10 protein-coding genes are annotated in these 13,358 nt (G+C 58.4%); 9 read left to right on the top strand and 1 reads right to left on the bottom strand.

Annotated elements, in window-relative coordinates; translation table 11 throughout:
• The first annotated feature begins 86 nt into the window (after positions 1–86).
• Both VB739_RS01765 and galE read left to right on the top strand, forming a co-directional pair.
• A complete protein-coding gene (locus VB739_RS01765; RefSeq protein WP_323355427.1) occupies positions 87–1,055 on the top strand; it encodes a GDP-L-fucose synthase in 969 nt (322 codons plus the stop codon).
• Complete coding sequence (gene galE / locus VB739_RS01760) at positions 1,052–2,098, top strand: UDP-glucose 4-epimerase GalE (RefSeq protein ID WP_323355426.1); 1,047 nt, start codon at positions 1,052–1,054, stop codon at positions 2,096–2,098. The genes VB739_RS01765 and galE overlap by 4 nt, the downstream gene beginning before the upstream one ends.
• Here the strand turns inward: galE and VB739_RS01755 are convergent.
• Positions 2,052–3,200: a TIGR03790 family protein gene (locus VB739_RS01755; protein ID WP_323355425.1), complete on the bottom strand. Its 1,149-nt coding sequence runs from the start codon at positions 3,198–3,200 to the stop codon at positions 2,052–2,054. The genes galE and VB739_RS01755 overlap by 47 nt on opposite strands.
• 408 nt (positions 3,201–3,608) lie before the next feature.
• Between VB739_RS01755 and VB739_RS01750 the strand changes: the two genes are divergently transcribed.
• From VB739_RS01750 to VB739_RS01720, 7 genes are all read left to right on the top strand, one after another.
• Positions 3,609–5,528 carry an ABC transporter ATP-binding protein gene (locus tag VB739_RS01750; RefSeq protein ID WP_323355450.1) on the top strand — a complete coding sequence of 640 codons (1,920 nt, stop codon included), beginning with the start codon at positions 3,609–3,611 and terminating at the stop codon, positions 5,526–5,528.
• Between the two features lie 97 nt (positions 5,529–5,625).
• Positions 5,626–6,546 carry a glycosyltransferase family 8 protein gene (locus VB739_RS01745; protein WP_323355424.1) on the top strand — a complete coding sequence of 307 codons (921 nt, stop codon included), beginning with the start codon at positions 5,626–5,628 and terminating at the stop codon, positions 6,544–6,546.
• Positions 6,547–6,552: 6 nt separating this feature from the next.
• Positions 6,553–8,103, top strand: coding sequence for an asparagine synthase-related protein (locus tag VB739_RS01740; protein WP_323355423.1), 1,551 nt, complete (start codon positions 6,553–6,555; stop codon positions 8,101–8,103).
• 161 nt (positions 8,104–8,264) lie between these two features.
• Positions 8,265–8,648 carry a hypothetical protein gene (locus VB739_RS01735; RefSeq protein ID WP_323355422.1) on the top strand — a complete coding sequence of 128 codons (384 nt, stop codon included), beginning with the start codon at positions 8,265–8,267 and terminating at the stop codon, positions 8,646–8,648.
• A 953-nt stretch (positions 8,649–9,601) separates the two neighbouring features.
• Entirely contained in the window at positions 9,602–10,645 is a 1,044-nt protein-coding gene (locus tag VB739_RS01730; protein ID WP_323355421.1) for a glycosyltransferase family 2 protein, read from the top strand.
• A gap of 20 nt (positions 10,646–10,665) precedes the next feature.
• The gene (locus VB739_RS01725; protein ID WP_323355420.1) at positions 10,666–11,826 is read left to right on the top strand and encodes a glycosyltransferase family 4 protein; all 1,161 of its coding nucleotides are present in this window, start codon (positions 10,666–10,668) and stop codon (positions 11,824–11,826) included.
• A 1,215-nt stretch (positions 11,827–13,041) separates the two neighbouring features.
• Positions 13,042–13,170 (top strand): hypothetical protein, encoded by a 129-nt coding sequence (locus tag VB739_RS01720; RefSeq protein WP_323355419.1) that lies wholly within the window; start codon positions 13,042–13,044, stop codon positions 13,168–13,170.
• Positions 13,171–13,358: the final 188 nt, after the last annotated feature.

The following is a 13,358-nucleotide window of genomic DNA, read 5'->3' as shown; positions in this document are numbered from 1 at the left end:
TCGCCGAAGAGAATCACGGCAGGAACGGTGCCGTCACAAGCGATTGTCCACCTCGCGCAACGGCCCAGGGGCCTGAGTCTTTCCCCATGCTGATTTCACCGAACGATCGGATCTTCATCGCCGGCCATCGCGGTATGGCCGGTTCGGCCATCACCCGACGCCTGAGGGCGGAAGGCCACCAGACGTTGCTCACGGTGGACCGCTCGGACCTCGACCTGATGGACGGAACGGCGGTGGCGGCGTGGCTCGCCGACCAGCGGCCCGATGTCGTCGTGCTGGCGGCGGCGCGGGTGGGTGGAATTCTGGCCAACGCCACCTACCCCGCCGACTTCCTGCTTGACAACCTCAAGATCCAGCAGAACGTGATCGAGAGTGCCTGGCGGCAAGGGAGCCGTCGGCTGCTGTTCCTGGGCAGCAGCTGCATCTATCCCAAGCTGGCCGACCAACCGATCCGGGAGGAGGCCCTGCTCGGGGGGCCGCTCGAGCCCACCAACGAGTGGTATGCGATCGCCAAGATCACCGGCATCCAGCTGTGCCGCGCCCTACGCCTGCAGCATGGCTTCGACGCCATCAGCCTGATGCCCACCAACCTCTACGGGCCTGGCGACAACTACCACCCCACCAACAGCCATGTGCTTCCCGGCCTGATCCGGCGTTTCCAGGAGGCTCGTGAAGCCGGCGCCGAAGAGGTGGTCTGCTGGGGCAGTGGCCGGCCACGCCGTGAGTTCCTCCACGTCGATGATCTGGCGGCCGCGGCGCTGTTCTGCCTGCGGCACTGGCAACCGGGCACCGAGGATCTACAACACATCAATGTGGGGACAGGAACCGACGTGAGCATTCAGGACCTGGCAACGATGGTGGCCGAGGCGGTTGGTTACCGCGGCCGAATCGCTTGGGATACCTCCAAGCCAGACGGCACCCCACGCAAGCTCCTCGATGTCAGCCGCTTGGCCGCCCTCGGCTGGCGATCAGAGATCACCCTGCAGGAGGGATTGCGACGCACCGTGGCCGAGTTCGTCAGTGAACGGGCCAGCGGCGCCGAGGTGCGGCTGTGAGGATCCTCGTCACCGGCGGCGCCGGCTACATCGGCAGCCATGCCGTCAGGGCCCTGACCCGAGCCGGTCACCAACCCGTGGTTCTCGACAACCTCGTTTACGGCCATGCCGACATCGTCGAGAAAACTCTGAAAGTTCCCCTGGTTCTGGGGCAGGTGGGCGACCGTGAAGTGCTCGAGCCTCTGCTGCGCGGTCGCCACCCCGCCCTCGATGGGACGGCGTTGGAAGGCAAGCCGATCGAGGCGGTGCTCCACTTTGCCGCCTATGCCTATGTGGGCGAATCGGTGAGCGATCCTGCCAAGTACTACCGCAACAACCTGGGCGATACCCTCACCTTGCTGGAGGCCTTGGTGGCCACCGAGCGCCCGTTACCGATCGTTTTCTCTTCCACCTGCGCCACCTATGGGATTCCCCAGCAGGTGCCGATCACCGAGGACCATCCCCAGGCACCGATCAACCCCTACGGACGCAGCAAGTGGATGGTGGAGCAGTTGCTCACCGACTTCGCGGCGGCCTACGGGTTGCCTAGTGTGATCTTCCGCTATTTCAACGCCGCCGGTGCCGATCCAGACGGCGATCTGGGTGAGGACCACGACCCGGAAACCCACCTCATCCCCAGGGTGCTCGACACGATGAGCGGTCGGGAACCCTACCTGCAGATTTTTGGCGACGATTACCCCACCCCGGATGGCACCTGCATCCGCGACTACATCCATGTGGCCGATCTGGCCGACGCCCATGTTCTGGGCCTGGAAAGACTGCTGCGACTGCGGGAGCGGGAGGAGACTGAGCGCAAGCCCCTGATCTACAACCTCGGCAACGGTACGGGCTACTCCGTTCAGCAGGTGATCGAAACCGCCAAGGCCGTCACCGGCAGGGGTCTGCTGGCCCACGTCGCCAAACGGCGCGAGGGTGATCCTCCCCAGCTGGTGGCCGGGGCCACGCGGGCCCACCAGGAGCTGGGCTGGCGGCCCCGTTACCCGGAACTGGAAACGATCATCGAGCATGCCTGGGCCTGGCACCAGAGGCGTCACCAGGCATGAGGTCCTCGCGCACTGGCCAGGGCCTGGCCAGTGGTTCACCGATGAAGACCCCCTGGCCGGGCATCGCCACACTGCGCCAGTAGCTCTCGATCAAGGTGTCACCGCCTCTGTAATAGGCAAGCAGCAGAGCTGGATCTGAGAATTTGGTCGGGAAGTTACATGGCTCTACCACCGTTCCATAGCTGCCGGTGGCACCGGCTTCGAGCCAGCGCAACGCACTCATCTGCGGACTGTCGGTCAGTTGGCCGCCCAGGGACGTGAGGTGATCAGCGACGGCGCCAGGCCGGTAACGATTGGTACGGATGCCCGCCGGGAAAGCCAGTCCGGTGAAGTAAGCCATCACATCCTGGGCTCCCACCAAGGCATCGGCAGCGACGACCCTGACCCGGAACCTTGACCCCATGGCCGCCGCGACCCGGCCATAGCCCGATGCTCGGGTGTTGCGCTTGGCGTCCCTGGTGCTCAGTAAATAGGCCGTCCCCGGAGGAGCCGTACCGTCGGACGCCACACCCTGCTGGATCAGACGCTTGGCCATCTCGAGACTGGTCGCCGCCAGCAACATGCTGGGCCGAATCCCCAGCTGATCCCATGGACGGCGCACATCGCCACGGGCAAACAGGGGACTCAAGGCGGTGGCCCGGCAACCGACGGCACAGAAGCGTGGATGAAGGCCGAAGGTGAAAGCACTGGTGATCGACTGGCAGCCGACCCGATAGGGAGCGGCCCAGGCCAGCGCATAGACCTGGACATGGCCAGGGGTCAAGCTGTCCACCGTGCGCTTGATGCGGCGGAACTCCGTCGGACTCAAAGCCGTGGTCCTGGGAGGGAAGCGCACCCGGATCACCTGGTCAGGGGGAATCAGGCGGGCGCTCTGGTAGGCACGGCCAATGGTCTCGCTGAGGGGATCGGCAGCGTTGATGATGATCGCCAGGTGGCGATGGTCGAGGGGACCATGCGAAAAGGTCTCGACACTGGTGGGCCTTGGTCCGCGAGGAAGGGCCTGGCTGGCCGTCAGGGCCAGCAGCACCAGCGGCGACAGCAGCGTGAGTTGGCAGCGGCGGAAGGGACTCGACTGAAGTCCCCTGGAAGACTCAGCGGGCATTGGGAGTGAGAAGGCTGGTCGCAGAGGCGGTGGCCTGACCATCGCCACAGCGGAAACGGTGGATCCTCAGGCGCTGATGACGGGGGAGGCGCCGGATCAAAGTGCCTAGTGGATGCGAGTCACAACCCTCGCATCAAGAACCGAATACTCCTACAACCTACCCTCACGGGTCAGGGAAAGCCCAGACCACCGTCGTGCAGGCTGCCGGTGACGGCCTAGATTTGGTTCATAATGCATGGCTGTGCCTTGGTCATCGACCGCCTCTGTTCCAACGGCCTGATCAACGACGCTGATCAGGTGGCCTGATTAAATCTATCGATGCCACGCACCCCACGATCAGAGGCATCGATCAGCGAAACAGTTACTCCCTGACTTTCCAGTTTCAGCCCCCATTCTGCCTCGCCGTTGATGCCGTTTCTCCATCGCATTGTCAGACGACTCCCCAAGCCACTTCGTGCTCCTCTCACTGACCAGAAACCTGCATCGCGCCTGATTCGGCAATCAGCGAAGAAACATTGGAAGCTCCTGGCGCTTAACTTTTCCACAAGCCTGGCCGCCAGCCTCAGCGAGGGCGCCACCCTCGGGATTATTTTTCTTTCCGTGAGCCTGATCAGTGCTCCGGAGAACAGCGATTGGAGCAAGATTTCATTCCTCGGATCCCTGAACCAGCTCCCCTGGCTCCAAGATTGGCTTGCCACTGCCCTTAGTACGCGCACTGGTCGTGATGGCATCTTTGTGCTGCTTCTCGCCTTCGCGGTAGCCCTGCAGGCCCTTATGGCGGCGACCAGCTACGTGAACAGCATCAGCTCTGCCGTGATGGGAACCCGAATGGGAACGGAAATCACCAGCAAGCTGAACGATCGAGTGCTGTCCCTGAGTTTCGGCTGTGCCAGCCGTTATCGCGTTGGCGATCTTCTGAACTATGTCGGCTCCGGTGGCGGAACCGTTCAGAAAGAGATCTCCCTCGCCAACGGACTCTTGATGAACAGCCTGCAACTGTTGATCTATCTGGCAATCCTGGTGGCGATCTCGCCGTGGCTACTGCTGGTGGCGATGGGCATGGCCGCTGCCATGCAGACGGTACAAAAAGTTCTTCTGCCGCGCATCCGCAGGAACTCGCGGGAGCAACAAATCGTGAACGTGGAGCTTTCCAGCCACCAGAACGAGCAGATCCAAGGCCTCCGTTTGCTCCACAGCATGGGCCAGCTGGAGAGCTCAAGAGCCAAGCTGAAAAGTTTACTCAGCGAAAGCAAAAGGCTGTCGATAAGGCAGAGCAAACTTTCCAACTTAGTGCAGCCAATTTCCAACATGCTGCCGATCATCTCGATTGCTGTTATCGCTTCACTGAGTCTGCTGGTGTTCAAGGACCGTAGCAGTGGCGTACTCCCAAGTCTGGTGACCTTTATCATTGCCCTGCAACGACTCAATCAGCGGGTCGGCAGCCTGACAGGACTGGCCACAAGCTATGCAGCCAATAGCGCCAATGTGGAACGACTGAACGACATACTCCGTGATGATGACAAGCAATTCATTCGCTCCGGAGGCGTTCCTTTCACAGATCTTCAAAAGGGGATCCAGCTGGATGGTGTTTCTCTTCGCTACGGACCTGATCTTCCGGAAGCTCTCTCCTGCATCAACCTCAGCATAGGGCGCGGTCAAACCATCGCCCTGGTCGGCTCCAGTGGCGCCGGCAAGAGCTCCATCGCCGATCTGCTGGCGGGTCTCTATGAGCCAACCGGAGGAAGGATACTTATCGACGGAGTGGATTTCCGAGACATCAATCTTTCCAGCTGGCAGCAAAGGCTTGGCGTCGTCAGTCAGGACACTTTTCTTTTCAACGCCAGCATCGCCAGCAACATTGGCTTTGGTGTCGAGAATGTGACGCTCGAAGACATCAAGGCTGCAGCTGCCAAGGCCCAAGCCGCCGGCTTCATCAACAAGATGCCCGAGGGCTACGACACCAAGATAGGTGAACGCGGCTATCGTCTCAGTGGCGGTCAACGTCAGAGAATTTCTTTGGCCAGAGCCATTCTTCGCAAACCAGAGCTGCTCATCCTGGATGAGGCAACCAGCGCCCTTGACAGTCAGAGTGAACGATTGGTGCAGCAGGCCATTGAACAGTTTGAGCGCAACCACACCGTTTTGGTGATCGCCCACCGCCTCAGTACGATCGTTAATGCTGACGTCATCTGTGTGATGGCAGAGGGAAAGATCCTCGAACGGGGCCAGCACCACGAACTACTGAGCCACTCGGGCCTTTACGCAAAACTCTGGAGCGACCAATCCAAGCATCCTCAACAGTCACCCGTGACAGCATCATCCGTCTGATGGCATCAAACCCAATGAGCATCCATCAACAGGATCGTGGTCGTCCCGCAACACGGCTTTTTCCCATATTGCTAACCACAATGATGGGTTTCTTCAAATGATCATCGCCTGCACGATCGACAACAACTACATCCGGCACTGTGCTGTGATGCTGAAATCCCTTCAGCTTTCCAACCCAACCGAATCGATCAGTGTCTATATTCTTCATGGTGTGATTGATTCTGGAGAACGTGCTCGGCTGGCCGCCTACCTTGGCGACTTTCTATCTTCAGTCTCCTTCATTCAACTGGATGAGGAGATGCTTGCCGGATTCCCGGTTTTCGGCCACATCACCCTTGCCACCTACTTTCGGCTGCTGCTGCCGGCGGCCCTTCCCCATGCGGTGGAGAAGGTCATCTATCTGGATTCCGACCTCATCGTGGTCGACTCGCTTCGGGATCTCTGGCAAACGGCTCTGGGAGAGAACAGCATCGCTGCGGTGGAGGAACACAACCAGGAGTTCGACCGCCATCGCCTCGCTCTGGCAGAGGATTCTTTGGTGTTCAACGCAGGAGCGATGCTGATCGATCTGGGCCGTTGGCGCAGGGAGAACATCCTGGCCACGGGCCTGGAGTTCGCAAACACCCACCCCGAGCGCATCAAGCACTGGGATCAGGATGTGCTCAATTCCCTGCTTGAAGCCCGCTGGCTGCCCCTTGACTGGCGCTTTAACGCTTTGCCCCATCTCTGGATGCATCCTGAATACGCCGATGCCAGCACCTCCCTTGGCCGGCAGGCAGAGGCGGCTCGGGTCAGCCCCGCCGTGATCCACTTCGCAGGTTCAGGGCTAGCCAAACCCTGGCACCATCGCTGCACCCATCCCTGGCGCCAGCGCTACCTGGAGATTCGCCAGCAGACCCCCTGGGCGAGCCTGCCCCTGGAGGGGATCCCCACCACGTCCTTTGGCGATCGGCTCGGGGCCTTGCGTTTCCGGATCAAGTGCGCAGGCAAGCAGATGCTCAACAAGCTCAAGCCGTAGGGAACCATGACCATCCAGCTCGGCGATCACCGGCTCACTTGCATCGGCTACTGCGACTGCTCGGAGGCTGACCTGCTGGGACGCTTCCTGCGCCAAGGAAGCCGCGCCCTGACAGCCACGGCAGGGGAATACACCCTGGTGATCGAGACCGACGCAGGGGATGTGACGGTGGTCACCTCACCTATCGGTGCCACGCATTATTACTACACCGAGCAGAACGGTCGCCTGTTCCATGGCGATCAGGTGGCGGAAATCCAGCGCCGCAGTGGTCTCGAATGGCGCTGGAACTGGCAAGCCCTCGGCGATCTCTGCCAGCTGGAGAACCTGACCGACAACCAGACGCTCCACCCCGAGATCCATCGGGTTCCCCCCGGCAGCATCCTGCACTTCACCGACGGCCGCGTGGCGCTGCGCTCCGAGTCGGTTCTCGACCGAATCCCACCGGCACCTGCCGACCCGGACGCCGCCGTCGAAGCCCTCAATGCCGCAGTGCTCCGGCTGGCGGGGGCCAACCCCTACCTATCCCTTTCGGGCGGATTCGATTCCAGGGTGATTCTGGCCTCGATGCTTCACCAGGGGCTGCGCCCCCATCTGATCACCATGGGCAGGGAGGAAGCCACCGACGTTCAGGTGGCCCGCCACATGGCCCGGCGCTTCGATCTGCCCCACCAGCTGATCAACCTGGACCTCGAGGAATTCTTCGCCCATGCGCCCCGCATCTCCAGCCTCACCAACGGCACCAAAACCGCCTGCCACTGGCACACCTTTCTCTATCCGCTGAAGGCCAAGATTCCCGCCGATGCCACGTTCTTCGTCGGCACGCTGGGGGAATTCGCCCGTACGTACTACTTCGACCGGGGCTGGCTCGGCCGGATCGCCGCTCTGGCCCCCGAAGCCGCCTTGGGCCAGTTCTGGCGAATGAAAGTGGAGCGTCACCTCAGCTTCTCAGCCGAGGAACTGCGTTATTTGGCCCCACCGCTGGCTGCCCAGTTGATGCCGGAGGGTCGTGGCCAGCGCGCCGCCAGGCTTGCCGGCTTCTGTCGGGGTGGGTTCCTCGAAGGCCTTACCCGCTACTACTTCGAGCAGCGGGTGCCCAACTTCTATGCCAACGGCATCCGCATGTACCGGGCCTCCAGTGCCTGGCGCTCCCCCTTCCACGACCTCAGCTGGATCGAAGCGATCTGGAATCTTCCCGATGGTTGGAAGCTGGGCTCCAACTGGCACCGCCATGCCATTGCCCGCAACTGCCCGGAGCTGCTCAGCTTTCCCGAGGAGAACGGTTTCGACCGGGGCCGCATGCTGACCAAGGCCCCTCCCCTCTACTGGACACCACCCCTGCGGCGGTCCCGCTATGTGAGCTACGACCTCAGCTCCGACTGGTACCGCGACCCCCGCATGCATGCCTTCCTGCTGGAGCACGGCGGGCTGATCGACGATCTTGTGGATCCGGAGTTGCTTGGCAGGATTCTGGACGCCCATCGCCATGGCACCGACAGGACCCGAACCCTGGCTTTCCTGCTGACCCTGATCTACTGGAAGCAGGTGATCACCCCATGAGGGTGCTGCTTGTCTCCCACATGGCCACCCGCAGTGGGGCCCCCCCTGCTGCTGCTTCCCAGGCTGAAGCGGGACACGGCCATAGAAGCGTCCGTGGCGCTTAGGGGCAATGGGCCCTGGCGGGCCGCGCCCTGCTGGGGGCTTCCCCGCTGATCTTGTGGATGCAGGACGAGAAGCGACGACCCAAGAAGGTGGAATCCACCGAAGCCCCATCCACCAAAAACCGAAAGGAGCGGACCGGTCAACACGGATCGCATTCCCTCCGCATCGGCGTTGTGGCGAAAGGCCCAGTCAGACGCGTCGCGGAGCAGCCAGAGGTTCAGAGCCAGGAACGGCGCCGGCGCCGGGTGTCAAAGACCGTCATCGAGACGTACGAGGACATAACAGGGCAGAAAATCCTGCTGGGCGTTGGCAGCGACGAAATATCCGGACTGATCCATTCCATGGAAATCACAGACACCCATGTGTCTGCCACACCCCAGTCGCCGGACTGCTGCATGAGGATAAGGAGGTTGCCCACGCCGAGGCCGGAAAAGATACGGTAGTCAGAATAGCCATGCCTCCAGGCAAACGCCGAACTCTTCAAGATCCACCGGATGGCTGCTGGCTGGGGTTGGTTGAGACGAACAAGTCCCAGGCCAGTGCCAGGGTAGAGAACCCATTTCACGCGATCGAGCCGCAATACGATGTTCTGAAGAGACGGCTGCGGTACATGGCCACAAACCACTTCCAGGTCAAGGTGGTGGCAGCAATTTCGAATCTCATCCAGGTCAGCCGTGAGTGAGTTTCGTCAGCATGAATGTGGAAGTGGTGTACCCCATAAACCCCACGAATGCATCCCCAACAATGGGACCATGATTTCTGATCCTGCGATGTGCAGAACGAAGGGGCTGCGGATGCCCCTCAGGCATTACCGGATTGCTGTTGGCAACAAAATATATTCAAGGAGAAACCATCGCCAACGTGCTCAATGGAAGACGGGGAGTCCAGCAGTGACCGCCATCGCCAAGGGTCGGAACTGGGACAAAGACGACTGCCTACAAACGAGAAGGACTTTGGGCATTCAGGATCAAGGCTCAAGACTTGACTCTTTGCTGGCAGAGCGCCAAACCAAAAGCATGTGGCTTTCTTCCTGGCATGCAGTGAAGACGGGACTCACCAATGGACAACATAAGCTTGCAATGGTCGACGTTCCAGTTCAAAGGCCAATCAATGACTGGCCATGGGCAATGACTTGCCATGACTTCTCAACTATTCACGGCGAGGTGCTTCCCAGACGCGCCATCTGGTTCATCATGAGAACAAGGAGTATAGTGGGACTTGGCGGAAGGGTTCCACCGGTTGGAAGCAGGTGTCTCATGTTGACCCAGCGGAAGCTGATCCAACACGCCTTGAATTCATTCCGGGCGAGAGCCATTGGTAGCGTCACAAGAGCCTCGACTAGGGGGAATAGATTTACAAAGGCCCGATCCTTGAAACTATCGCCGCTGAAGCAATTATGAAGACAACTCACGAGAATCCACTGGTCAGCGTTATCGTTCCAAATTACAATCATGCTCTCTACCTGGAAGAGCGTCTCGAGTCCATACTTCGTCAAACCTTCCAGGACTTTGAACTTATCGTGCTTGACGATGCATCTACGGATCACTCGCTGCAGATCATCAAAGCCTGCCTTTCCGGCCATGACTATCAACTAGCTATAAACGAAAGAAACTCCGGCTCCACCTTCATGCAGTGGGACAAAGGCCTCTCTTTGGCAGCAGGCAAATATATCTGGATGGCGGAATCAGATGACGTGGCAGAGCCGATGCTACTGGAGAAGCTGATCAGCAGTATCGAACGCACGGACTCGGCCCTGGCGTATTGCCAATCACGGGGCATTGACGAGACGTCTACTGTCATTTCAGAAATCAAAGGATGGACTGATTGCTACAGCCATCATCTATGGAACCAGGACTTTTCAATGGATGGCAACTTTTTTTGCATCCAGTACATGGCAGTCAAGTGCGTCATTCCCAATGCAAGTGCCGTGGTGTTCCGGAGAGACTATTACATCAGCCCTGTGACCGTGCCACCTTTTCTTCTCTTGGCCGGCGATTGGATGTTGTGGACGAGAATAATGCTAAACCGCAGGATCTCCTTCGTCGCTGAGCCACTGAATCATTTCCGATTCCTGGCGGGGAGCGTTCGCAATAGCCGTCATAATGTTTATTTTGAAGAATGCGTACGTTGCACTCGTTTTATTCTTGATCACACAAATGCCTGGCAATCTCCCACTGAGCTATTGTCATTGAAACAGCATCTCTTAGCGTTGTGGCTGGGGATTGGACTGGAGCCAGCTTCTCCAGTGAACTGGGCAAAATGTCGTGATGCATACGGGGTCCTCTGGAGGCTCCATGGTTTGAGGCTGGCCCCATTGCTGCTGTTCGCATGGCCAGCAAGTGTGGTTCGCTGCACAACTCCGCTGCGAATGTTCTGCTACCTTGGGAGTCTCTCTATGCTTAGAAAGTTTGCAGCGATGAAGCGAGTTATCGAGAAATGACAACGACGACTCCTAAGCGCGTGACGGTAATCACTCCGTATCTTCATTATGATGGATCGTCCTTACTGCTCTACCGGTTCCTAAGATGGGCTGCCTCCGCTCACCCTGAATATGGCTTCGATATTCTTTATCGGTATGATGGCGAAGTAAGAAAAAAGCTTGAACAATTATCCAATGTGGAAGAAGTTATTCATCTGGCCCCAAGGAAGCGTCGCTTGATTCACCGAATAGAGTCACCGCTGCATCGCAGAAAGCTGGTACGATTATTAATCACGCCTCATGCTCTCTACTGCAATACCTTGCCGGCCTTGAAATGGCTTGAAGACTTCATTGGTAACAACACGGGCTTGCCCCTGCCAAAGACAACCATCCACGTAAGAGAGCTGGGCTATTGGGTACAGCGTTCAGGCATAAAAAGGGAAAGCTTCCAGGGCCTCAATTCAACCATAATTGCTGATTCAAGCCTGACCGGCAGAAATCTTGAACTAACATTAGGTATCTCAGACTATATTGTGATTGATGAATACTGCGATGTCAAGGAAGTGCTCAGATGGAAAGGCCAGGACCTGATTCGCAAAGAGCATGGCATTTCACCAAGCCGGCCCATCGTTGGGATGGCTGGCACGATTGAATGGAGAAAAGGTCCTGACCTTTTCTTAATGATAGCCAAACAACTTGCTGATACGATGGAATACCCACCATTGTTCGTCTGGGTTGGCAGATTCAATGACGAGCTGTTCGAGTATCAGATGCGTTGTGATATCAAGCAACTGGGCCTAGAGTCTACAGTGCTATTTCTAGGCCCCAAGGAGAATCCCTATCCTTACTACGATTCCATGGATTTATTTCTACTCTCATCGCGGGAAGAACCTTTCGGAGCTGTCTGCCTTGAGGCCGGGGCACTGGAGATTCCGAGTATCTGCTATCGGGGCTGTGCAGGTGCGGAATCGTTCATCACCAGGGGATGCGGCGTCGTTGTAGAGCGATCAGATCCCAATGCCATGGCCGAGGCGATCAAGGAGCTGCTGGAAAACCACGACAGGAGGAAGGCGCTTGGAAGGCGTGCCCGCAAGGAATGTGAGCAACGGTACTCACTTGAGAAACTGCTGCCTCAACTCCTGGAGGCGATCCTCAACAGAGATGTTCCTGCTTCAGCATCGGATGCGATTCAGGCCCCATGAAAGCAGGCCAGCCGCCAGCTCAGTTCTCGTTGATGGAGGCTCTATGGACAACCCTCCAAGCATCCCTGTTTGATCCAGATCGCGATGATGAAGAATGGCTCGGAGCTTCAACCATCCGTCAAGAACCCTGCTCGTGAGCTGTTCACATCAATCCCGTACCCGCTTAGCTGCCAGAAGGATATGGAACGCTACTCTCATTTGCCAAGAAGTCGATTCTGGAATGGAGACCATGGGCGCTCCTAAAGCCCCTTAAAAAAGATCAGACAGAATATATTTTCTCCACCACCTTGAAGATCCAGGTCTCACCAGGAAAGGATGCGAATTGAGCAACTAGAGAGGACTTGCGGATGGCAGTCTTGCCAGCAGAAAACATCGGCTGAATCGCCAGGACTATGAGCTCGACGCTGCGTTTTCTGCGATCCCTGCTGCTTGCACCAATTTCGATGGCAGTCCTCAGCCATACGACCAAGGAGAAGGCGGGGGAATGGGAAGTAGCCAACCCTGTCCCTACTCTTCCTGCATACCCATCACCAGATGGAGACCCTGGTGGAAATGGAGTCGGATGAAGCCGTTGACCTGAATGGCTCGTGGGCATTGCTGGAGACAACATCGGAAAGGCAGCACATCGCAACCGTGGGGGGACCGACATTCACTTGAGTCAGCCTTGGGTGACGGATATTTTGCTGGCAGAGAAAGTACTTCACCTAGGCGGCTTGTTGGGCCGTATCGGTACTGAGCAAGAAGTCCACCTTGAGATCAGCTAGCAACTGGCACTACACCGATTCCAGTGCGGGCGGTGATCACGGTGAATCATCAGTGCGATTGCGGCTCTTTGGAGCGTGGCTTTGGAGCTCTCTCCATTGCTCATCAGACTGGGAACCAGGCCGGTGGCCTTTGATGAGGACCCACAGCGAAGAGGCGTAGGGAGTCTGGGTGACGTCTCCGCAGGATGAAGAGAATGGCCGGTGGATCATGGTGAGTCGCAAGACCAGGATTAGAGCGCGAGCGATGCCAGATCGGTGGGCATCGAAGATGTGCTGAGTGTGTGGATCCTGATACCACTTTCGAGCGGAGTCCGCAGAAGACGCAGCGGCCCCGCCGCATCGGCGGGATTCGTCAAGGTGATGGGGTCTTCGGAGGCAGCTGCGACAAAGGTGCGGAAGTGGGTCTGCAAGATGCGGGCCTGCAGACTTCCAATCAAAGGCTGAACGGATCATGCTGGCCCCCGTCGTCAAGGGCCATGCGAAGGGCTACCCACGCATCGGTGGACAGGTGCTTGCTCCCTATCGCGATCAGTTGGGGCTTGATCCCCTGGTTCTGCAGGGAGCGGAGGATGCCCCCTGACTCAAACCCGCCGAAAAGGGAAGTTCGGAGATTGTGTTCCGCCCAGGTGGCAACCGACGGCTTGGGTGCCGCCACCGTTTCGCCCGGATCGGGAGGACTTTGTTGATCTTCCCGACGCAGGTGGTAAATTATGGTTCTGGGGGTGACTTCATGACGGAATCAATCACGGAACACAGCATGCTTTTGTT

The organism is Cyanobium gracile UHCC 0281 (assembly GCF_034931305.1).
GTDB classification, from domain to species: Bacteria; Cyanobacteriota; Cyanobacteriia; order PCC-6307; family Cyanobiaceae; genus Cyanobium; species Cyanobium gracile_A.
The sequence above is the reverse complement of the archived record's forward strand: the minus strand, read 5'-3'. Positions and strand labels throughout refer to the sequence as shown.